This window comes from Pseudomonas sp. 21LCFQ02 (genome assembly GCF_024129895.2).
Classification (GTDB): domain Bacteria; phylum Pseudomonadota; class Gammaproteobacteria; order Pseudomonadales; family Pseudomonadaceae; genus Aquipseudomonas.
This window is the reverse complement of sequence record NZ_CM178749.1, coordinates 2,598,322-2,618,983: the sequence shown is the minus strand read 5'-3', so window position 1 is coordinate 2,618,983 and position 20,662 is coordinate 2,598,322. Positions and strand designations below refer to the sequence as shown.

The 20,662-nt window shown below is 59.0% G+C and carries 21 protein-coding genes and 1 other RNA gene; 6 read left to right on the top strand and 16 right to left on the bottom strand.

The genetic code is table 11. The features are described 5' to 3' along the window. The 3 genes from mraZ to rsmI form a co-directional block, all read right to left on the bottom strand. The gene (gene mraZ / locus NJC40_RS11635; RefSeq protein WP_045487977.1) at positions 1-456 is read right to left on the bottom strand and encodes a division/cell wall cluster transcriptional repressor MraZ; all 456 of its coding nucleotides are present in this window, start codon (positions 454-456) and stop codon (positions 1-3) included. A 317-nt stretch (positions 457-773) separates the two neighbouring features. Beyond that, an RNA gene (rnpB, locus tag NJC40_RS11630) (RNase P RNA component class A) lies at positions 774-1,131 on the bottom strand. Between the two features lie 81 nt (positions 1,132-1,212). Beyond that, the gene (rsmI, locus tag NJC40_RS11625) at positions 1,213-2,004 is read right to left on the bottom strand and encodes a 16S rRNA (cytidine(1402)-2'-O)-methyltransferase (protein ID WP_231906591.1); all 792 of its coding nucleotides are present in this window, start codon (positions 2,002-2,004) and stop codon (positions 1,213-1,215) included. Positions 2,005-2,366: 362 nt separating this feature from the next. Here rsmI and NJC40_RS11620 point away from each other — a divergent pair, with 362 nt between their 5' ends. From NJC40_RS11620 to NJC40_RS11605, 4 genes are all read left to right on the top strand, one after another. Further along, positions 2,367-4,181, top strand: a complete 1,815-nt coding sequence (locus NJC40_RS11620; protein ID WP_045487971.1) for a penicillin-binding protein activator — start codon at positions 2,367-2,369, stop codon at positions 4,179-4,181. Then, positions 4,178-4,546, top strand: a complete 369-nt coding sequence (locus NJC40_RS11615; protein ID WP_253139304.1) for a YraN family protein — start codon at positions 4,178-4,180, stop codon at positions 4,544-4,546. The genes NJC40_RS11620 and NJC40_RS11615 overlap by 4 nt, the downstream gene beginning before the upstream one ends. Positions 4,547-4,699: 153 nt before the next feature. Next, positions 4,700-5,293, top strand: a complete 594-nt coding sequence (locus NJC40_RS11610; protein ID WP_253139307.1) for a phosphoheptose isomerase — start codon at positions 4,700-4,702, stop codon at positions 5,291-5,293. Then, complete coding sequence (locus NJC40_RS11605) at positions 5,290-5,868, top strand: BON domain-containing protein (RefSeq protein ID WP_045487963.1); 579 nt, start codon at positions 5,290-5,292, stop codon at positions 5,866-5,868. The genes NJC40_RS11610 and NJC40_RS11605 overlap by 4 nt, the downstream gene beginning before the upstream one ends. Positions 5,869-5,967: 99 nt before the next feature. Here the strand turns inward: NJC40_RS11605 and NJC40_RS11600 are convergent, their stop codons facing one another. From NJC40_RS11600 to rplM, 7 genes are all read right to left on the bottom strand, one after another. After that, the gene (locus tag NJC40_RS11600) at positions 5,968-6,387 is read right to left on the bottom strand and encodes a ClpXP protease specificity-enhancing factor (RefSeq protein WP_045487960.1); all 420 of its coding nucleotides are present in this window, start codon (positions 6,385-6,387) and stop codon (positions 5,968-5,970) included. Between the two features lie 17 nt (positions 6,388-6,404). Further along, positions 6,405-7,022: a glutathione S-transferase N-terminal domain-containing protein gene (locus NJC40_RS11595; protein WP_045487957.1), complete on the bottom strand. Its 618-nt coding sequence runs from the start codon at positions 7,020-7,022 to the stop codon at positions 6,405-6,407. Positions 7,023-7,478: 456 nt separating this feature from the next. Beyond that, positions 7,479-8,258, bottom strand: a complete 780-nt coding sequence (locus NJC40_RS11590) for a cytochrome c1 (protein ID WP_253139310.1) — start codon at positions 8,256-8,258, stop codon at positions 7,479-7,481. After that, entirely contained in the window at positions 8,258-9,469 is a 1,212-nt protein-coding gene (locus NJC40_RS11585) for a cytochrome b (RefSeq protein WP_045487951.1), read from the bottom strand. The genes NJC40_RS11590 and NJC40_RS11585 overlap by 1 nt, the downstream gene beginning before the upstream one ends. Then, positions 9,469-10,062: a ubiquinol-cytochrome c reductase iron-sulfur subunit gene (petA, locus tag NJC40_RS11580; protein WP_045487949.1), complete on the bottom strand. Its 594-nt coding sequence runs from the start codon at positions 10,060-10,062 to the stop codon at positions 9,469-9,471. The genes NJC40_RS11585 and petA overlap by 1 nt, the downstream gene beginning before the upstream one ends. A gap of 254 nt (positions 10,063-10,316) precedes the next feature. Further along, complete coding sequence (rpsI, locus tag NJC40_RS11575) at positions 10,317-10,709, bottom strand: 30S ribosomal protein S9 (protein ID WP_045487946.1); 393 nt, start codon at positions 10,707-10,709, stop codon at positions 10,317-10,319. Between the two features lie 14 nt (positions 10,710-10,723). Next, positions 10,724-11,152: a 50S ribosomal protein L13 gene (gene rplM, locus NJC40_RS11570; protein ID WP_045487943.1), complete on the bottom strand. Its 429-nt coding sequence runs from the start codon at positions 11,150-11,152 to the stop codon at positions 10,724-10,726. A gap of 473 nt (positions 11,153-11,625) precedes the next feature. Here rplM and NJC40_RS11565 point away from each other — a divergent pair, with 473 nt between their 5' ends. Then, positions 11,626-12,522, top strand: coding sequence for a GlxA family transcriptional regulator (locus NJC40_RS11565; RefSeq protein ID WP_162484354.1), 897 nt, complete (start codon positions 11,626-11,628; stop codon positions 12,520-12,522). A 105-nt stretch (positions 12,523-12,627) separates the two neighbouring features. Here the strand turns inward: NJC40_RS11565 and zapE are convergent, their stop codons facing one another. The 3 genes from zapE to NJC40_RS11550 all read right to left on the bottom strand — a co-directional run bounded on the left by zapE (position 12,628) and on the right by NJC40_RS11550 (position 15,791). After that, positions 12,628-13,722: a cell division protein ZapE gene (zapE, locus tag NJC40_RS11560; RefSeq protein ID WP_045487938.1), complete on the bottom strand. Its 1,095-nt coding sequence runs from the start codon at positions 13,720-13,722 to the stop codon at positions 12,628-12,630. Positions 13,723-13,784: 62 nt separating this feature from the next. Next, positions 13,785-15,134 (bottom strand): tryptophan--tRNA ligase, encoded by a 1,350-nt coding sequence (locus NJC40_RS11555; protein WP_253139313.1) that lies wholly within the window; start codon positions 15,132-15,134, stop codon positions 13,785-13,787. A 27-nt stretch (positions 15,135-15,161) separates the two neighbouring features. Continuing rightward, a complete protein-coding gene (locus tag NJC40_RS11550) occupies positions 15,162-15,791 on the bottom strand; it encodes an alpha/beta hydrolase (protein ID WP_253139316.1) in 630 nt (209 codons plus the stop codon). A 144-nt stretch (positions 15,792-15,935) separates the two neighbouring features. On the opposite strand from NJC40_RS11550, the gene NJC40_RS11545 reads away from it, so the two are divergent. Next, positions 15,936-16,370 carry a Z-ring associated ZapG family protein gene (locus NJC40_RS11545; protein WP_045487934.1) on the top strand — a complete coding sequence of 145 codons (435 nt, stop codon included), beginning with the start codon at positions 15,936-15,938 and terminating at the stop codon, positions 16,368-16,370. A gap of 158 nt (positions 16,371-16,528) precedes the next feature. Here the strand turns inward: NJC40_RS11545 and cysN are convergent, their stop codons facing one another. The 3 genes from cysN to NJC40_RS11530 form a co-directional block, all read right to left on the bottom strand. Beyond that, positions 16,529-18,430, bottom strand: coding sequence for a sulfate adenylyltransferase subunit CysN (gene cysN / locus NJC40_RS11540; protein ID WP_045487932.1), 1,902 nt, complete (start codon positions 18,428-18,430; stop codon positions 16,529-16,531). 185 nt (positions 18,431-18,615) lie between these two features. Continuing rightward, positions 18,616-19,533 (bottom strand): sulfate adenylyltransferase subunit CysD, encoded by a 918-nt coding sequence (cysD, locus tag NJC40_RS11535; protein WP_045487930.1) that lies wholly within the window; start codon positions 19,531-19,533, stop codon positions 18,616-18,618. A 235-nt stretch (positions 19,534-19,768) separates the two neighbouring features. Next, on the bottom strand, positions 19,769-20,527 hold the full coding sequence (locus NJC40_RS11530; RefSeq protein WP_253116305.1) for a Nif3-like dinuclear metal center hexameric protein: 759 nt from the start codon (positions 20,525-20,527) through the stop codon (positions 19,769-19,771). Positions 20,528-20,662 lie beyond the last annotated feature (135 nt).

Genomic DNA, 20,662 nt, shown 5'->3' with positions numbered 1-20,662 from the left:
TCACAGGATCAGGTCACGTAAATCGTCGGGCATCGCGCCGGGTTGTTGAATAGCCGCCAGGTCCGCATCAGCAAGAGCGTTCCAGGCGTCCTCGTCCCACAATTGAAACTTGTTTAGCTGGCCAACTAACATCACGCGCTTATCCAACTTGGCGTAGTCGCGCAGTCGTGGCGGCACCAGAAAACGTCCACTGCCGTCGAGTTCAAGATCGACCGCATTACCAATCAATAGCCGCTGCAAACGGCGGTTTTCTTCACGAAAGGTGGCGAGCTCTCGCAGCTTCGCCTCAATCAGTTCCCACTCGGACAGCGGATAAATGCACAAGCAGGGATCTATGGCATCAATGGTTACTATCAACTGGCCACCACTGCGCGAATCCAACTCGTCGCGATACCGGCTCGGCATAGCGAGACGACCTTTGGCGTCGAGATTGATCGCGTTGGCACCACGGAACACAGGCGCAGTCTCCGAATTCTATATTCTTGCGCTGGAAAAACCCACTTCGTGCCACTTTCTGCCACTTGCGCACACTATAGGAACGCGCCCACCACACCGTCAAGGCACGACCTGAAGGAAAACCCTTACATAACGGCAATTTAGGAGTGATACAGGAGGGAAACAGATAATTTCAGAGCAGCCGGACATGAACAAGGCGATGCCTGTCATGGAGATAGGAATCAAACTTAAAGTGATTTATGAAGTTTAAGATTTTTTTGAAATTTCGAACGGGTTCACTACTGCCCAAAGCAGCTGAAAAAAGAAGGAGGTGGGAGGTGGAGAGTCGATCTGTAAGCCGGGTTCTGTCGAGGACAGTCATTCCTCTACGACGGCCATCACTGGACGTCTTTAGCAACCTACCCGGTTCCAGCGCGGGCCACGCCTTGGAACCCTATTTGGTCTTGCTCCGAGTGGGGTTTACCTAGCCACGTACTGTTGCCAGACGTGCGGTGCGCTCTTACCGCACCTTTTCACCCTTACCGGCACCGAAGTGCTTAGGCGGTTATTTTCTGTGGCACTTTCCGTAGGCTCGCGCCTCCCAGGCGTTACCTGGCACTCCGCCCTATGGAGCCCGGACTTTCCTCCCCCCCTTGTTGCGGAACAACAAGAGGCAGCGACTGTCCAATCGACTCTCCGGCGCCAAGGTTAACGGCACAAGCGTTCAAGAACAAGCCTTAAAAGCTTGTAGTTGAACGTGCCTGTAATAAAAACGCCTTATTGTTTCTGTTTATCCAGCGCCAGTTGATAGAGCAGATTCTTACGCACACCGGTAATTTCCGCTGCCAACGCGGCAGCGCGTTTGACCGGTAAATCCTGCAAGAGCAAATCAAGAACCCGACGCGCCTCGGCGCTGATCGCATCATCTTCCTGCGCTACGCTCCAGCCGGCGACCAAAACAACGCACTCACCGCGCTGCTGGTTGCTGTCAGCCTCGACAAACGATCGCAACTGCGCCAGCGGCAGACCCTTGAGGGTCTCGAAGGTCTTGGTCAACTCACGAGCCAGCACGGCTGGCCGCTCTTCGCCAAACACCGCTTCCATGTCCTGCAGACACTCCAGGATCCGGTGCGGCGCCTCATAAAAGATCAAGGTCCGCGGCTCTTCACGCAATTGCTCAAGCCTGGATTTGCGCCCCACCGCCTTCGCTGGCAGAAAGCCTTCGAAGATGAACCGGTCCGAGGGCAAGCCGGCCGCCGATAGCGCCGCAATCAACGCGCAAGCGCCTGGTACCGGGACCACCTTGATTCCTGCCGCACGCGCCTGCCGGACCAGATGGTAGCCCGGATCGGAAATCAACGGCGTGCCCGCATCGGAAATCAGCGCAACATCGTCGCCCGCCAGTAAGCGCTCGATAAAGCGACTACCTTCATTACGCTCGTTATGCTCATGACAGGCCGCCAGTGGTGTCGCTATGCCAAAGTGTTGCATCAAGCGCAATGAATGCCGGGTATCCTCGGCAGCGATAAGTGCGACGTCGCGCAGGACCTTCAGTGCCCGCACGCTCATGTCGTCCAGATTGCCGATAGGGGTAGCCACGACATAAAGCGAACCGGTGGCGGAATTCGAAGCGGGCGCGACAGTCAAAACGCGAACCTCATACTCATGACTCCAGACATTTATAAAAAGAAGGCATTGTACAGACTACAGAGCGCCTCCTGAACCGTAGGCGAGGCAGCCAGCGCAAGGCAAAACAGGCTCGCAATGGTCGGAGTCGCGTACGACTTTACAACGCTCAATGAGCATTGCGAGCCTGTTCTCAACGCAGTGATGGCAACGCAGGTAGTTTTTAGAGGCACCCTAAAGTCGCACCCCGGCCAGTGGTTGGGTACAATTCCCCGCTAATTTGCTTGAGTACCAGGAACATATACATGATCGCTAGTCTGCGGCTGTTCTCTGCCCTCTGCCTTGCCGCCCTGCTGGCAGCTTGCGCCGGTTCACCATCATCAAACCTTGGTGAACTCCCTCGCACCCCCGACGCCAGCATTGAGCAGTTGCTGGAACAGGCGGCCAATGCCAAGACACCGGACAAAGCGGCCACGCTGCGCTTGAGCGCCGCAGAGCTTGCCAATCGTCAGGGCAACCCGGGCCGTGCCGCACAGTTGCTGGCCCAGGTCCAGATCGACCAGTTGCCGCCGGGGCTGCAGGTTCTGGCCAGCACGCTGTCGGCAGAACTGGCGCTGGGGCGCAACCAGCCCAAGGCAGCCCTTGAAGCCCTGTCGCACCCTAGCCTGCAGCGCCTGGCAGAACTCTCGGTAGAACAGCAGATCCGCACCCACCAGGTCCATGCCCGCGCACTGGAACTCGATGGCCAGATCCTGCCAGCAGCCCGTGAGCGGGTCTTTGCAGGCCCCTTGCTGCAAGGCAATGAGGCGAGCGCCAACAACGATGCTATCTGGAAACTGGTTTCAGCCCTGCCCGCCGAGCAGTTGCAAGGCACCGGCAATGATGACCTGAGCGGCTGGCTGAACCTGGCCCGCGCGATCAAAAGCGCCGGCACTCTGGAACAGCAACAGGCGGCGATCGATAGCTGGAAAGCCCAGAACCCTCAGCACCCTGCTGCACAGCAACTGCCAGCTGCACTGGCACAACTGCGTTCGCTGACCAGCGTACCCCTGACCCGCATCGCCCTGCTGCTGCCGCAGGAAGGTCCGCTGGCCAATGTGGCCAAAGCGCTGCGCGAAGGTTTCCTGGCGGCGCATTACCAGGCTCAGCAAGCCGGTCAGAACCCGCCAGCGATCCAGGTGTTCGACAGCTCGCGCGTCACCTCGATGGATGAGTTCTACCGTCAGGCCCAGGCCGCCGGCGTGCAACTGGTGGTCGGCCCCCTTGAAAAAGAACTGGTCAAGCAACTCAGTGCCCGCCCGCAATTGCCGATTTCCACGCTGGCCCTGAACTACAGCGACAGCGCCACCGCCGGTCCTCAAGAACTGTTCCAGTTCGGCCTGGCCGCAGAAGACGAAGCCCGTGAAGTGGCACGCCGCGCCTGGTCAGAAGGCAAGCGCACCGCCGTGGCCATGGTTCCGAAAGGTGAATGGGGCGATCGCGTCCTGGCGGCATTCAACAACAGTTGGCGCGCCAAGGGCGGCACCCTGCTGGCAGTGGAACGCATCGACCAGCCGGTGGATCTGGCCCGCCAGATCGCCGACATGTTCCAGCTGCGCTCCAGCGAAGGCCGCGCCCAGCGCCTGCAGGCTGCGACCGGCGCCCAGGTGGCTGCACAACCGTCGCGTCGCCAGGACATCGACTTCATGTTCCTGGTCGCCACCCCGCAACAAGCCCAGCAGATCAAACCGACCATGGTTTTCCAGTACGCAGGCGACGTACCGGTCTATGCGACTTCGCAACTGTTCACCAACAGCAATGATCGCGCCCAGTACAACGACCTCAACGGGGTACGCTTCTGTGACACCCCATGGATGCTCAATGCCAATGACCCGCTGCGTCAGCAGGTCGTCACTCAGTGGCCGCAAGCCGCCAGCAGCCTGGGCCGCCTGTATGCGATGGGCGTCGATGCCTATCGCCTGGCACCACGCCTGACCCAGCTCAAGGCGCTGCCCGACAGCCGCCTGGACGGCTTGTCCGGCAGCCTGAGCCTGAATGCCAACCGCCGCATCGAACGTCAACTGCCGTGGGCAGAGTTCGTCAACGGCGAAGTCCAGCGCCTGCCGGACACCGCGCCTTGAAATCAGGCAGTAGCACTGCAGGGCACGAGGCCGAAACCTTCGCCCTGCAGCACCTGCAGCAGCAGGGCCTGCAATTGATTACACGCAACTGGTCCTGCCGACGCGGCGAGCTTGATCTGGTCATGCTTGATGGCTCTACAGTAGTATTCGTCGAAGTACGCTATCGCCGCCAACGTGGCTGGGGTAGCGCGCTGGAGAGTGTCGACGCGCGCAAGCAGAAAAAACTCGTCGCAACCGCGCAGTTGTTCCTGCAGCAAGAACCACACTGGGCCGACCATCCTTGCCGCTTTGATGTAGTGGCCGTTGATGGAGAGCCCGAAAGTGCCACTCCACTGAACTGGCTCAAAAGCGCATTCGACAGCTGAAGCGCATGCCTGCTGTTGCTTTCGAATGCCAGTACCACCCGACACCGTTTTTTGCTCTTGTTATGCGGGCTGCACACTCGTTGTGCCGGCAGCCGGCGGAACCCTCCGCAAAGCGCCGAACAACCGCTTATGCTCTAACCAAGGTCACTCCTGATGGACATGCAATCCCGTATTCGCCGGCTCTTCCAGGCCAGCATCGACACCAAGCAGCAGGCGATGGAAGTGCTTGCCCCGCACATCGAGCTGGCCAGCCAGGTCATGGTCAATGCCCTGCTCAACGAGGGCAAGATGCTGGCGTGCGGCAACGGCGGCTCGGCGGGCGATGCCCAGCACTTTTCTTCGGAGTTGCTTAACCGCTTCGAACGGGAGCGTCCGAGCCTTCCCGCCATCGCCCTGACCACTGACGCCTCGACCATTACCTCGATTGCCAACGATTACAGCTTCAACGAGGTGTTTTCCAAACAGATCCGCGCCCTGGGTCAGCCTGGCGATGTATTGCTGGCCATTTCCACCAGTGGCAACTCGGCGAACATTATTCAGGCGATCCAGGCCGCACATGATCGCGAAATGATTGTCGTAGCATTGACTGGACACGACGGCGGCGATGTTGCTTCGCTGCTGCTGCCCGAGGACGTGGAAATCCGCGTACCGGCGAAAGTCACCGCACGAATTCAAGAAGTCCACCTGCTGGCGATCCACTGCCTCTGCGATCTGATCGACAGCCAATTGTTCGGGAGTGAAGAATGACCCCTAATCGTCTCAGCCTGGTATTTCTGGCCCTGTGCCTGGGCCTTGGCGGCTGCAGCTCGGTGCTGACCGCCACCCGCGACGAGCCGATCAACGATGATCGGGGCACGCGCACCCTTGGCAGCAAGATTGATGACTCGCTGATCGAGACCAAAGCAGCCGTCAACATTTCCAAGGCCCACCCGGACCTGGCCGAAGGCTCGCACATTGTCGTCACCAGCTATAACGGCATCGTGCTGCTGGCTGGCCAGACGCCACGTGCCGAACTCAAGACCATCGCCGAACAGGCCGCCGCTTCGGTGCAACGGGTCAAGAAGGTCAATAACGAGCTGCAGGTGATTGCACCGTCATCGTTTCTGGCGCGCCAGAACGACACCTGGCTGACCACCAAGATCAAGAGCCAGATGCTCACCGACAACTCGATTCCCGGCTCACGTATCAAGGTCGTGACCGAGAACGGCATCGTCTACTTGCTGGGCCTTGTCACCCAACAGGAAGCCAACCGTGCCACCAATCTGGTTCAAGGTGTGGCGGGCGTGCAAAAGATCGTCAAACTCTTCGAATACATCGACTGATATTGGGGTCTGTTGCCGTTTCATCACAACCGCTGAAACGGCAACAGACCCTGGCTGCGCACAGAGATAAAAAAGGCGATCCACCGGATCGCCTTTTTTTTATTTCACCACTTTCAGGCTTGGCCTGCCGCTGGGGCGTGGCGGCTCGCTGTCAGGGGGGGAAGTCTCTTCATCCATTTCGATCTCTTCGACATCACGCTCTTCCAGAGCCGGCTCCATGTCAAAGACCATACCCTGTCCATTCTCCCGGGCATAGATACCCAGAATCGCGCCGACAGGCACATACAGGGTATGTGGAACACCACCAAAGCGGCCTTCAAAGCTGACTGCGTCGTTGTCCATGTGCATCTGCCGCACGGCGCTGGGGGAGACATTCAGGACGATCTGGCCATCATTGGCAAAGCCCTGGGGGACCTGCACCGACGGATACTCGGCATTGACCAGGATATGCGGGGTGCAATCGTTATCTACAATCCACTCGTAAAGAGCACGAATCAGATAAGGGCGACTGGAGTTCATCAACGGCTCCTTAAGCCTTAGCGCATTTCACGTTCAGCAGCAGACAGGCTTGCCTGAAATGCTTCGCGCGCGAACTGGCGCTCCATGTAATCGAGCAACGGCTTGGCGTGCCGCGGCAATTCAATACCCAATATCGGCAAACGCCAGAGTATGGGCAGTAGACAGCAATCGACGAGACTTTGCTCGTCACTGAGAAAAAAAGGTTTCTCGGCAAACAACACAGAGACACCTGTCAGACTCTCGCGCAGTTCCTTGCGCGCCTGTACCCGCTCGCCTTCCTTGCTACGCGGATTCAGGATCAGATCCACCAGCGCACACCAGTCACGCTGGATCCGGTGGGCCAGCAACCGGGTATTGGCTCTGGCCACCGGATAGACCGGCATCAAGGGCGGATGCGGATAACGCTCTTCCAGATACTCCATCACCACCGTCGGCTCGTACAACGCCAGGTCCCGATCGACCAGAGTCGGCAGGCTGCCGTAAGGATTCACCTCGATCAATTGCGCAGGCAGCCGGTCAGCCACCACATCGATGATCTCGGCAGCAACGCCCTTCTCGGCGAGCACGATACGTACGCGATGGGAATAGTGGTCGGCGGGGTCGGAATAACAGGCCAACCGATTGGTCACGCCCATGGTGATCCTCCTCGCTTGTAGAAATTTATGTAATACAAATGCAAACGCGCCCCGCAATGCCTGAGTTGCTGATCGTCAGCGGCAGGCAACAGTTGCGGGCCACAAGATAGCTTATTTACCGATGGCAAATCTGCAATCCTGGCCCGCTACTATACCCGCACTGCGGCGATTCTCTTAACACAGACAAGCAAAGGCGCGTGCGTTGGTGCAAAAACGGCCGGCCAGGGGCTGTTGCTGTTTCAGCGCAGGCCGCGTTGCAGCCCCAAATCGTGTCAGGCGAGGCGAAGGAGACAGGAAATGGTCACTCCCTTTTCAAATCCTTCAACGCAGCATGGCGCGATTTGGGGCGCAACGCGCAGGGCCGTGGCTGTTTTGTCGCACTTACTCCAACAGATGAAGCCTATGCAGGCCGACAAAACAGACCTCGGCGCGGTTGTGATGAAACGGCAACAGCTCCTAGTGAACGTCTTTCCAGTATTCGCGCTTGAGCAGCCAGGCAAACACGAAGAAGAACGCCAGATACAGCAACACCCAGGTGCCAATCCGCTGATGCTCAAGCTTCACAGGGTTGGCCGAGTAGGCCAGGAACGTCACCAGATTGCGGACTTTCTCATCGAACTGCTCCGGATTGAGACTGCCCGTGCCCGCAATCACGGTCAGTTGATCACATGCCTCATGGGTCAGCGGTGAACCACTCAACGGGTCATATTGCTTCTTGCCGTCCACTTCCAGCGCCACCTGCTTGCAACCGATAACTTGACGCCCTTGCAGACCGGCCAGCACATTGGGCATACCGACATTAGGGAATACCCGATTGTTGACCCCCATAGGTCGCGACGGGTCTTCATGGAACGAGCGCAAGTAGTTATATAGCCAATCGGTACCGCGCACCCGCGCCACCAGGGTCAGGTCGGGCGGCTCGGCGCCGAACCAGGCCTTGGCGTCTTCGGCGCGCATGCTGCTTTTCATATGGTCACCGATCTTGGCACCGGTAAACACCAGCATCTGCAACATGGTTTCGTGCGCGATACCCAGATCGTCCGCCACACGCTCATAGCGCTGATACTTGGCCCCATGACAGCCCATGCAGTAGTTGACGAACGTGCGCGCACCGTCCTGCAGCGCAGCCTTGTCGGAGACGTCGATGTCGACCGGCTCCAGCTTTAGACCCGCTCCGGCCGCCAGAGCCAGCATGGGCAGGCAAGCCAGCATCAATACAGCGAATAGCTTTTTCATCAGCCTGTCACCCTCTCTGGAACCGGTTTGGTTTTTTCGAGCCGGGTATAGAACGGCATCAGAATGAAATACGCGAAGTACAGGAAGGTGCAGATCTGCGACAGCAATGTGCGCCCCGGGGTAGGCGACAACACCCCCAGCACCCCCAGCGTCACAAACGCCACGCAGAACACCGCCAGCCAAACCCGGCTCAGCCAGCCCTTGTAACGCATCGAACGCACCGGGCTGCGGTCCAGCCACGGCAGGACAAACAGCACAGCAATCGCAGCGCCCATTGCCATAACGCCCATGAGCTTGTCCGGGATCGCGCGCAAGATTGCGTAGAATGGCGTGAAGTACCAGACCGGCGCAATATGCTCCGGAGTCTTGAACGGATTGGCCGCTTCGAAATTGGGCTTTTCCAGGAAGTAACCGCCCATTTCCGGAAAGAAGAACACAATGGTGCAGAACACAAAGAGAAACACCGCAACGCCAACGATATCCTTGACCGTGTAATACGGATGGAACGGGATACCGTCCAGCGGAACGCCGTTCTCGTCCTTGAGCTTCTTGATATCGATGCCGTCAGGATTGTTCGAACCGACTTCATGCAGCGCCAGGATATGCAGGACCACCAGGCCGAGAATCACGATCGGCAGGGCCACCACGTGCAAGGCGAAGAAGCGGTTGAGGGTGATGCCGGAGATCAGATAATCGCCACGAATCCACTCGGTCAGCGCGTCGCCGATAAAAGGAATGGCACCGAACAGCGAGATGATCACCTGCGCCCCCCAGTAGGACATCTGCCCCCAGGGCAACAGATAGCCCATGAACGCCTCTGCCATCAGCGCCAGGTAGATGAACATACCGAAGATCCACACCAGCTCACGAGGCTTCTGGTAAGAGCCGTACAGCAGGCCGCGAAACATGTGCAGGTAGACCACGATAAAGAATGCCGAAGCCCCGGTGGAGTGCAGCAAACGCAGGATGGCGCCGTACTCCACATCACGCATGATGTACTCGACAGACGCGAAGGCATCTTCGGCGGTCGGCGTGTAGTTCATGGTCAACCAGACACCGGTGGCCAGTTGGTTGACCAGCACCAGCAACGCCAGCGAGCCGAAGAAATAGAAAAAGTTGAAATTCTTGGGTGCGTAATACTTGCTTAGATGCTCTTCCCACATCCGGGTTGCCGGGAACCGCGCATCGATCCATGCCATGAATTTGCTCATCACGCTTTCTCCTGATCGACGCCGATGACAATGACCGTCTCGGACTCGTAGCTGTGCGGCGGCACCGGCAGATTCAATGGTGCAGGCTGCGCCTTGTAGACCCGCCCAGCCAGGTCGTAGCGCGACCCGTGGCAGGGGCAGAAGTAACCGCCCACCCAGTCAGCACCCAGGTCGGCTGGCGCCACTTCGGGACGAAAGGTCGGCGAGCACCCCAGATGGGTACACAGACCGACCAGCAGGAGTATTTCCGGTTTGATCGAGCGCAACGCCTGGTCGACATATCCGGGCTGCACCGAAGCCCTGGACTCAGGGTCCGACAGCTGCGCAGTACGCTTGCTCAACTCAGCGAGGATCTGCGGCGTTCGGCGCAGAATGAACACCGGCTGACCGCGCCATTCGGCGACCATCTGCTGCCCCGGCTCGATCTTGCCGATATTGACCTTCACCGGTGCACCTGCGGCCTTGGCCTTGGCACTGGGAAACCACGACCCCACGAACGGGACCGCAGCCCCTACCGCCCCTGCTGCCCCGACTACCGAAGTCGCTGCAACCAGGAAGCGACGCCGGCCTGGATTGACGCCGTCATTGCTCATTCCGCCCTCTCCCGTCCACTGCAGCCTCTGATTGATCAGAGACCTGCACGATAAAATCTAGTCATTGCCAAGTGGCCGGGATGGTAAATAAAGCCCCTTCTGTCAACAAGGTCTTAAGACCCCTCAAAAGGTAGGAATAGCTGTAAACATTGACTTACAACAATGAGGCGATTTGCCACACAGATAAATGAGGGGCATAAAAAAACGCCCGGCTTCCGAAGAAGCGGGCGTTCTTTTTGAGGCGTAAAAGCGAATTAACGCTTCGAGTACTGCGGACGCTTACGCGCTTTACGCAGACCGACTTTCTTACGCTCAACTTCACGGGCGTCGCGAGTAACGAAGCCGGCTTTACGCAGGGAGCTGCGCAGCGACTCGTCGTATTGCATCAGGGCGCGAGTGATACCGTGGCGGATTGCGCCAGCCTGGCCACTTACGCCGCCACCGATAACGGTGACGTAGATGTCGAATTTCTCGGTCGTCTCGGTCAGTTCCAGTGGCTGGCGAACTACCATGCGGGCAGTTTCACGGCCAAAGAACACGTCCAGCGAACGGTTGTTGATCGAGATGTTACCAGTGCCCGGACGCAGGAAAACGCGAGCGGTTGCGGTCTTGCGACGGCCAGTGCCGTAATTTTGAGTCGCCGACATAATCAACTATTCCGTTAAAACTTCAGTTCTTGGGGCTGCTGAGCAGTATGAGGGTGAACAGCGCCCGCATAGACTTTCAGCTTACGGTACATGTCGCGACCCAGCGGGTTCTTAGGCAGCATGCCCTTAACCGCGGTCTCGATCACGCGCTCAGGAGCCTTGTCGATCAGCTTTTCGAAGTTGATCGATTTGATCCCGCCCGGGAAACCGGAGTGAGAGTAGTAGATCTTGTCGGAAGACTTGGCACCAGTAACACGGATCTGCTCGGCATTGATCACGACGATGTAGTCGCCAGTGTCAACGTGCGGAGTGTATTCCGGTTTGTGCTTGCCACGCAGACGGCTCGCGATTTCGGTGGCCAGACGACCCAGGGTCTGGCCAGCAGCGTCGACGACGAACCAGTCGCGCTTAACTGTTTCCGGTTTAGCAGTAAAAGTTTTCATTCTTTATAGCCTCAGGGGCCGCCTGAAAAAAATAGACGGCGGAGCTTACTGAATAGTGCATTCTCTGACAAGCCAAACAGGCCAGCCGGAGTCAGCCGGAAACAGACGCTATCGGGGGCTCGGGTCAGCGCGTCCGCATACGGCAGATTCTTTAGCGACGGGGCATCACTCCCGCAACCAAGAGGTGGCGAATTATACAGGCTGCAACAAGAAGCTCAACCGGAATTTCGTCCTGTCCTCACCACCGGACATGAGCGGCGGGCCAGAGCCTTGATGGTTATTGTTACAGGGGATCCTTCAGGCTGGACAGGACCGGCAAAACATAAGACGATCCAGCCGTTGTTTGACCACTATTACCTATAAGAACAAAGATCATGCCGATACAACCCTGCGCCGTATTGCGGCGTGTGAGCATCCTGGCGATTGACCGGGTGTTCGCCTCAACCCTGATGCAGGCCAAGGATTTCTTCCATCTGGCCAGCCTGCGCTACAGCAAACAATTGGGCCACGGCATCAAGCCTGCCTTCGAAATCCGCCTGGTCAGCCCCGACGGCCAGCCCGTCAACAGCTTCAGCGATGTCATGCTGCCGGTCGACGGCGGCCTGGAGTCCAGCGACATCATTGTACTGCCCGCCTTCTGGGATGACTTCGATGCACTTTGCCAGCGCTATCCGCAGGTGCTGCCATGGCTGCGCGAACAACATGCCAGAGGCGCAGTATTGTGCGCCGAAGCCAGCGGTGTGTTCTGGCTGGCGGCCAGCGGCCTGCTCGACGGCAAGGAAGCGACCACTTACTGGCGGTTCTTCAATGAGTTCACCGAGCGATTTCCGAAAGTGCTGCTCAATCAGGACAAACACATCATTGATGCTGACAACCTGTATTGCGCAGGCGGCAGCACTTCGGCGTGCGATCTGTACATCTACCTGATCGAGCGGTTTTGCGGTGCCAACGTGGCCCAGGCCGTGGCCCGCGACATCCTGTATGAGGTACGGCGCAATTATTCGCCAGGGCGGATCGGCTTTGGCGGCCAGAAGCTGCACCAGGACATGATCATCCTGCAAATCCAGCACTGGCTCGAAGAACACTTCGCCGACAAGTTCCGTTTCGAGGACGTGGCCCGCGAACACGGCATGAGCATTCGCAATTTCATGCGCCGCTTTCAGGGAGCCACAGGCGACAAACCGCTGCACTACCTGCAACGGCTACGCATCGAAACAGCCAAAGGACTGCTCTCGGCCACGCGCAAGAGCATCAAGACCATCAGCTACGAAGTGGGCTACGACGACGCCAGTTTCTTCGCCCGCCTGTTTCGCCAGCACACAGAGCTTTCACCGAACCAGTATCGCCAGCAATTCCAGCAGGCGGCGTAGAAGCAGCTACAAGCGGTAAGCTTCAAGCTGCAAGAAGAAACAAGGCAGACCGTGTGCGGCTCTTGCTCCTTCTTGCAGCTTACCGCTTGAAGCTTGCGACTGCTTTCAGGGCTTGTGCGCCCGCGCCAGGAATTCGTGGGACTGCATCTCCAGCAGGCGGCTGAGGGTGCGCTGGAATTCGAAGTTCAGGCGACCACCGGAGTACAGGTCCTTGAGCTCGACTTCGGCCGAGATGATCAGCTTGACGTTGCGATCGTAGAATTCGTCGACCATGTTGATGAAACGCCGGGCGATGTCGTCGGTGGTCACGCTCATCTGCTCCACATCGCTGAGCAGCACGGCGTGGAAGATCTTGCCCAGTTCGATGTAGTCGTTCTGGCTGCGCGGGCCGTCACACAGATCACGGAAGTTAAACCAGGCGACATCGTCACAGGTACGCAGGGCGCGGATTTCGCGGTTTTCGATCATCAGCACGTCGTTTTCGACGGTCTGTGCACAGTCGGGTGTCAACGCCTTGAAGCTGGCGCGCAGGCTCTGCTCTGCAGCCTCGTCGAGCGGGAAGTGAAACAGCTCGGCCTGCTCCAGATGACGCAAACGATAGTCCACGCCACTATCAACGTTGACCACCTCGGTATGCTGCTTGATCAGCGCGATGGCCGGCAGGAAACGCGCCCGTTGCAGACCGTCCTTGTACAGACCGTCTGGCACGATGTTGGAGGTCGCCACCAGCGAAACGCCATTTTTGAACAGTTCTTCCATCAATGTGCCAAGAATCATGGCATCGGTAATGTCAGACACGAAGAATTCATCGAAGCAGATAATCCGCGCTTCTTCCGAGAAACGCTTGGCGATCACGGTCAGCGGGTTCTTCTCACCCTTGAGGGTCTTCATCTCGTCGTGCACGCGCTTCATGAAGCGGTGAAAGTGCGTGCGCATCTTCTGCTCGAACGGCAGCGCGTCGAAGAAGGTGTCGACCAGATAGGTCTTGCCCCGACCTACACCGCCCCAGAAATACAGGCCTTTGACAATCTCCGGCTCTTTCTTGCCGAACAGCTTGCCGAACAGGCCGGGCTTGCTGTTCTGGGCGGCAATCAAATCGTCGTACAGGCGCTGCAGGTGACGCACAGCGTTTTCCTGAGCGGCATCATGAAAGAAGTCCGGGCGTTTCAGATCGGCTTGATATCGTTCCAGGGGCGTCATAATTGGTCAGCAGGGCAATAAAAGCGGGCCGCCACTTTAGCGACGGCCCCGAGGAATGGCAATCAGTCCTGTTGAGGAGCCAACGCCGACTTGAGGGTTTCGATGGCCGCATCGCGGGCCACGGTATCCTTGAACACCGGGCTGTCAGCCACACAGGCGTCGTCCAGCCACAGGCTGAAACGGTCGGCCTCGGCACGGATATCCAGCGCGCCGCCCTGTTGCAGCTGTTTGCTGACCGCACCGGCCGCCTTGCCGTCGGCAAAAGCGCGAGACAACAGCAATTGCTCACCGTCAGCGGCCAGCAGGCGGAAACGGAAACTGCCGTCGTCCTCGCGGAAACTCACGAAGCGTGCCGCCTTGACGGCCTTTTTCTTACCGCTGTCGGCGCTCTGCTGCACCGAACGGAACGAACGCAGGCCCACGGCTTCACGCAGGGTTTCAAGGAATGGCGTGGCAGTGCGACGGGCCTTTTGCGCGCCCGCCAGCAGAATGTCTTCCAGGTCGGCAGGCCGGGCGATCAAGCCCTGGTAAATCTCCCGCGGTTCGCTCAACTGCTCCTCGAGCAGATTGAACAGACGGCTCTTGGCCTCGCCCCAGCCCAGGCCTTCGAGCAGTTCACTACGGAACGCTGCGCTCTGCTCGGCGGTGGAAAACGCCTGATACAGGGTAAACAGGTGCGAGTTGTCAGGGTCTTTGGCCTCGCCCGGCGCCCGCGAGTCGGTAACGATGCGCGAGATGGCGTCCTTGAGGTCCTTGGCGCTGCTGAACAGCGGGATGGTGTTGTCGTAGCTCTTGGACATCTTGCGCCCGTCCAGGCCTGGCAAGGTGGCCACCGTTTCTTCGATCTGCGCCTCAGGCAAGGCGAAAAAATCCTTGCCGTTGCCAAACAGGTGGTTAAAACGCTGGGCGATGTCGCGGGCCATTTCCACATGCTGGATCTGGTCACGACCGACCGGAATCTTGTGCGCATTGAACATCAGGATGTCGGCCGCCATCAGCACCGGATAACTGAACAGGCCCATGGTCACACCGGCATCGGGGTCTTCGCCGCTTTCGACGTTCTTGTCGACCGACGCCTTGTAGGCGTGAGCACGGTTGAGCAGGCCCTTGCCCGCGACACAGGTCAGCAGCCAGGTCAGCTCGGGGATTTCCGGGATGTCCGACTGCCGATAGAAAGTCACCCGCTCAGGGTCCAGACCGGCTGCCAGCCAGGTGGCGGCGATCTCCAGGCGCGAACGCTGGATGCGCTGCGGGTCGTCGCACTTGATCAGGGCATGATAGTCGGCCAGGAAGTAGAACGAATCGGCGCCAGGCTGGCGGCTGGCGACAACCGCCGGACGAATCGCGCCGGCATAGTTGCCCAGATGAGGAGTGCCGGTGGTGGTGATACCGGTCAGGATACGAGTGGTCATGGCAGGTCGCTTAATCAGTGAAGTGCATCAATTCGAGAGCCGGGGCATGACCAGATCCTTCAGATCCGTCAGCTTGCCGTGGAAGAAGTGTCCGCATTCTGCCACTTTCAGCAGCTCATGAGGGCGCGGCAACACGGCCGACCAGTCATACACCAGCGCAGGCGCAATGACTTCATCGGCGTCAGGCTGGATAACGGTCAGCGGCGCCTGCTGCGGCAGGGCGTCGTGATCCTTGAAGCGCGACACCGCCGGTGCGATCAGAAACACATGTTCCAGAGCCTCGCCACGGGCCTCCAGCTCGCCGCACAGCGATCCGGCGACATACCCACCAAAAGAGAAACCAAACACGGTGAGCGGCAGCTCAGGCTGCTGCGTGCGCAGCCAGCGAGCGGCGGCGCGGGCATCGTCGACTTCCTCGGTGCCAGCGACTGAAGTGCCGGCGCTGGCGCCCACTCCACGATAATTGAAGCGCAAGGTGCTCAAGCCGGCATCGCGGGCAGCACGTTGCAAGGTGGCAACCACCTTGTTGAGCATGGTGCCGCCCTGCACCGGGTTGGGATGGCAAATCAGCGCCACACCTTTCGCATCGGGCAGGTCCTGATAAAGTGCTTCGAGCTGGCCCTGCGGGCCGTCAATGAAAACAGGGGTTTCGCGCATAGCGGTGAAGAACTCCGTGACCCCGAAATGGGTAAACTCGTCTAACTGATTGTCTGTGCCTGGCATATCGGCGACGCGTCGCGGCTATACAGCGCAGGTTCCAGCCGTTAACGTAATGCAAAGCCGTTTATAGAGGAAGGACTCGTGGAACACTCGCTCTTAGTTTGGTTGTTGCCGACTCTTGCCCTGGTTGCCGGTGTCGTCATTGGTTTCCTGGTCGCACGTCTGCTGCCCAACACCGTTCCGAACAGCACCCAGCGTCAGCTGGATGAGGTTCAGGAGCGTTTCGATACCTATCAGAACGAGGTGGTCACTCACTTCAACAGCACGGCTAATCTGGTTCAGAAGCTGACCCAGCAGTATCAGGAAGTCCAGGAGCACCTCGCTGAAGGCGCCAACCGCCTGGCGCTGGACGAGCTGACCCGTCAACGTCTGCTGGCCGCCATGCACCCAGAGGCGCATCACGCACCACGCGATCGGCTGACTCCGCCACGCGATACCGAAGCGCCCAAAGACTACGCACCCAAATCGCCAAACTCCCCTGGCATGCTGGATGAGCATTACGGTTTGAAAAAGTAACCTGTACGCCGTTATGAAAAAGCCCCCGCGCCGCAAGGCCGGGGGCTTTTTCTTTGGTGCCGTTTCAGCGATACGATGGGAGTGGCCAGCTGGCGAATCAATGGTGGAGGTACCACAGTCTTCGCCAGCAGAGCCTCTCACCTGGCCTCAATAGGGCATCAGATCGCGCCGCGGCTACGCAGCACGTCCAGTACCAGCTTGACGCCCTCCTCCACACTCACGCGCTGGGTATCGATCACCAGATCGGCGTCCAGCGGCACGTCGTACGGGAAGGACTCGCCCGGGATGTTATCGCCATTGGCAGCATACAAACCCTGCGGGTCACGCTCACGGCAGGCGCTTGGCGAAGCCTGCACGTAGACCGTCACCAGACGCTCTTTGCCGATCAACGCCTTGGCCTGCTCGCGACCTTCGGCATCCGGCGCAACGAACGCGGCCAGGGTCAGCAGGCCGGCTTCGTTGAACTGGCGCGCCACATGGGCGGCACGACGCCAGTTCTCGGTACGTCCGGCACGGTCCTGCGGCAGTCCTTTGTTCAAGTCATGACGCAGGTTCTGACCATCGAGCACGTAGACCGAACGGCCCATGTCGAACAGCTTGCGCTCCACGGCATAGGCCAGAGTGCTTTTGCCGGCGCCCGAAAGGCCGCTGAACAAAACAGTGGCAGGCTGCTGGCCCAGACGCAGGGCGCGCTCTTCAGTAGAAACGTGAGCCTGCTTGCCGTGCTGGCCATTACCACCGTGTGGCAACACCGGTTGCGCGATGATCATGCCGGCACCAACAGTGCCATTGGTCAGGCGATCGATAACGATGAAGGCACCGGTGGTGCGGTTGCTTTCGTAACCGTCCAAGGCGATGGAGGCATCGAGGGCAACCTTGACCCGGCCGATCTCGTTGAGCTGCAGCGCACTGGCGGCGCCGTGCTCAAGGGTGTTCACATCGACCTTGTGGGTGATGCTGGCAATCGAGCCCGGCACGTAGCTGGTAGCGCGCTTGATGTCATATTTCTTGCCCGGCAGCATCGGCTCTTCGGACATCCAGACCAGCATCGCGTCGAACTGGTCGGTGACCGGCGGCACGTTGTCGGCATGCACCAGCAGGTCGCCACGCGAGATGTCGATTTCGTCTTCCATGGTCAGGGTCACGGCCTGGCCGGGACCGGCCTGCTCCAGCTCGCCTTCATAGGTGACGATGGACTTGACCCGGCTGCTCTTGCCCGACGGCAGCACCACGACTTCGTCACCCTTGTGCACGATGCCGCTGGCCAGGGTGCCGGCAAAGCCACGGAAATTCAGGTTCGGACGGTTGACGTACTGCACCGGGAAACGCAGGTCGGTGAAGTTGCGGTCGGCGGCCACCTCGACGGTTTCGAGGATTTCCATCAGCGCGGGGCCGGTGTACCACGGCGAACGCTCGCTGCGGTTGACCACGTTGTCGCCCTTGAGCGCCGACATCGGCACGAAGTGCAGGCTGCTCGGGGTCAGGTTGATCGCCTCGGCGAACTTCAGGTAGTCGGCCTTGATCGACTCGAAAACCTGCTCGTCGAAGCCCTTGAGGTCCATCTTGTTGATCGCGACCACGATGTGCTTGATGCCCAGCAACGAGGCAATGTAGCTGTGGCGGCGGGTCTGGGTCTGCACGCCGTAACGGGCGTCGACCAGAATGATCGCCAGGTCGCAGGTCGAGGCACCGGTGGCCATGTTGCGGGTGTACTGCTCGTGGCCCGGGGTGTCGGCAATGATGAACTTGCGCTTGGCAGTCGAGAAGTAGCGGTAGGCCACATCGATGGTAATGCCCTGCTCGCGCTCGGCCTGCAGACCGTCGACCAGCAGCGCCAGGTCGATTTCTTCGCCGGTGGTGCCGACCTTCTTCGAATCGCGGGTGATGGCTTCCAGATGGTCTTCGTAGATCATCTTGGAGTCGTGCAGCAGACGCCCGATCAGGGTGCTCTTGCCGTCATCGACGTTACCGCAGGTAAGGAAACGCAGCAGCTCTTTACGCTCGTGCTGCGCCAGATAAGCGAGGATGTCTTCGCTGATCAAATCGGATTGGTGGCTCATTGCATTCAAGCTCCAAGCTGTAAGCTTCAAGCGGCAAGCTTGTCGGCGTACAACTAGTCAAAAATTCTGTTGGTCGTTCACTGCCGGCCTTTTCCAGGCGTCGTCGCAATGCAAGCGGCAATCCACAAAATCCAGAAGCTACTCAGTCTGCTTCCACTTGCAGCTTGCCGCTTGTAACTTGAAACTCAGAAATACCCTTGACGTTTCTTGTCTTCCATCGAGCCTGCGCCATCGTGGTCGATGACACGGCCCTGACGCTCGGACGTCCGGGTCAGGAGCATTTCCTGGATGATGTCGGTCAGGCTTTCGGCGTCGGACTCGACGGCGCCCGTCAACGGGTAGCAGCCCAGAGTACGGAAGCGCACCTTCTTCTTGACGATACGGGCCTTTTCTTCCTCGGACAGGTGCTCGAGGATGCGCTCGTCGTCGATCATGATCAGGGTGCCGTTCTTCTCGATGACTTCACGCTCGGCGGCGAAGTACAGCGGCACGATCGGGATGCCTTCGAGGTAGATGTACTGCCAGATGTCCAGCTCGGTCCAGTTCGACAGCGGGAAAACGCGGATCGACTCGCCCTTGTTGACCTTGCCGTTGTAGACGTTCCACAGCTCCGGGCGCTGGTTCTTCGGGTCCCAGCGATGCTTGCTGTCGCGGAACGAGTAAACGCGCTCTTTGGCCCGCGATTTTTCTTCGTCGCGGCGCGCGCCACCGAAGGCGGCATCGAAACCGTGCTTGTCCAGCGCCTGCTTGAGGCCCTGGGTCTTCATGATGTCGGTGTGCTTGGCACTGCCGTGGGTGAACGGGTTGATTCCCTGGGCAACCCCTTCCGGGTTGACATGGGTGATCAGTTCCAGGCCCATTTCCTCGACCATTTTGTCGCGGAAGCTGTACATCTCCTGGAATTTCCACTGGGTATCGACGTGCATCACCGGGAACGGCAGCTTGCCAGGGAAAAAGGCCTTGCGTGCCAGATGCAGCATCACGGCCGAGTCCTTGCCGATCGAGTACAGCATCACCGGGTTATCGAACTCGGCGGCGACCTCGCGGATGATGTGGATGCTTTCCGCCTCCAGCTGTTTCAGATGCGTCAGTTTGTCAACCATGGCTACTCACGGATTGCATGTATTGTGGTCAGGCCTGCACCAACCACGCGCGACAAGGCGCGTTTAATGGCAGACCCGGTCCAGTGGCGGCCGGCGGGCCGTATTCGAGCCGCGCACTTTATCATGCACGACCACCGCACTTCAGTGAGCACAATAGATCGAAACGATCTAACCATATAGCCGCCGGTTTGGACCTGCGAGCCGGTTGCCTGACCATCGCGCTCTGGGTCGCGGCTCAGACCGGGTTGGGACAGTCGATGAAAATGTGCTCCAGCGCAAAGCGCCGCGCCAGATAATCACCCAGTGCCTGCACGCCGTAACGCTCGGTGGCATGATGGCCGGCGGCAATGAAACTGATGCCGTTCTCTTGAGCGCTATGAAACGTCTGCTCGGAGGCTTCGCCGCTGAAGTACAGATCAACCCCCTCAAGCACCGCCTGGTCGATGTAGCCCTGGCCACCGCCAGAACACCAACCGACGCGCTGCACCATCCGATCGCCCTCAATCAACAACGGCTCGCGGCCCAGTACCTCCTGGACGCGCCGGGCAAAGTCACGGGCGCTGACCGGCTCGGCCAGCGAGCCGACCAGCCCCACCACCTTGGGGTCAGCGGGATTCAACGGCCCTTCGACCGTGATATCCAGTTGCCGCGCCAACTGCACGTTGTTACCCACTTCCGGGTGCACGTCCAATGGCAGATGATAAGCCAGCAGGCTCATGTCATGCCTGAGCAGGGTCTTCAGGCGACGTTGCTTCATCCCCACCACGCAGGGATTCTCGCCTTTCCAGAAGTAACCATGATGGACCAGAACCAGATCGGCCTGGGCCTCGACAGCGGCATCGAGCAACGCCTGGCTGGCGGTTACACCACTGACAATACGCATGACCTGTGGGCGCCCTTCGACCTGCAGGCCGTTGGGGCAATAGTCCTGGATCCGGGCGCTGTTGAGGTAGCGATCGGCTTCTTCAACCAGGGTGGTGAGGGCTACGGCCATGAAAGATTCCTCGATGAACGGTTCGGTATCGCGGTCAGCACAACATAGATACCTTAAATTGCGTGAGTAATACGAGACAGCGCCTGCGGTGCTCGTATAATGCCCGCCATTATGGCGCAGCCCGGCTAATAAATT

Coding starts and splice junctions, on each gene's coding strand:
- rsmI (WP_231906591.1), bottom strand. CDS start 2,004: ATGAGCGTGCGGGCACTGAAGGTCCTGCGCGACGTCGCACTTATCGCT.
- NJC40_RS11620 (WP_045487971.1), top strand. CDS start 2,367: ATGATCGCTAGTCTGCGGCTGTTCTCTGCCCTCTGCCTTGCCGCCCTG.
- NJC40_RS11610 (WP_253139307.1), top strand. CDS start 4,700: ATGGACATGCAATCCCGTATTCGCCGGCTCTTCCAGGCCAGCATCGAC.
- NJC40_RS11605 (WP_045487963.1), top strand. CDS start 5,290: ATGACCCCTAATCGTCTCAGCCTGGTATTTCTGGCCCTGTGCCTGGGC.
- NJC40_RS11600 (WP_045487960.1), bottom strand. CDS start 6,387: ATGAACTCCAGTCGCCCTTATCTGATTCGTGCTCTTTACGAGTGGATT.
- NJC40_RS11595 (WP_045487957.1), bottom strand. CDS start 7,022: ATGGGCGTGACCAATCGGTTGGCCTGTTATTCCGACCCCGCCGACCAC.
- NJC40_RS11590 (WP_253139310.1), bottom strand. CDS start 8,258: ATGAAAAAGCTATTCGCTGTATTGATGCTGGCTTGCCTGCCCATGCTG.
- NJC40_RS11585 (WP_045487951.1), bottom strand. CDS start 9,469: ATGAGCAAATTCATGGCATGGATCGATGCGCGGTTCCCGGCAACCCGG.
- petA (WP_045487949.1), bottom strand. CDS start 10,062: ATGAGCAATGACGGCGTCAATCCAGGCCGGCGTCGCTTCCTGGTTGCA.
- rpsI (WP_045487946.1), bottom strand. CDS start 10,709: ATGTCGGCGACTCAAAATTACGGCACTGGCCGTCGCAAGACCGCAACC.
- rplM (WP_045487943.1), bottom strand. CDS start 11,152: ATGAAAACTTTTACTGCTAAACCGGAAACAGTTAAGCGCGACTGGTTC.
- zapE (WP_045487938.1), bottom strand. CDS start 13,722: ATGACGCCCCTGGAACGATATCAAGCCGATCTGAAACGCCCGGACTTC.
- NJC40_RS11555 (WP_253139313.1), bottom strand. CDS start 15,134: ATGACCACTCGTATCCTGACCGGTATCACCACCACCGGCACTCCTCAT.
- NJC40_RS11550 (WP_253139316.1), bottom strand. CDS start 15,791: ATGCGCGAAACCCCTGTTTTCATTGACGGCCCGCAGGGCCAGCTCGAA.
- cysN (WP_045487932.1), bottom strand. CDS start 18,430: ATGAGCCACCAATCCGATTTGATCAGCGAAGACATCCTCGCTTATCTG.
- cysD (WP_045487930.1), bottom strand. CDS start 19,533: ATGGTTGACAAACTGACGCATCTGAAACAGCTGGAGGCGGAAAGCATC.
- NJC40_RS11530 (WP_253116305.1), bottom strand. CDS start 20,527: ATGGCCGTAGCCCTCACCACCCTGGTTGAAGAAGCCGATCGCTACCTC.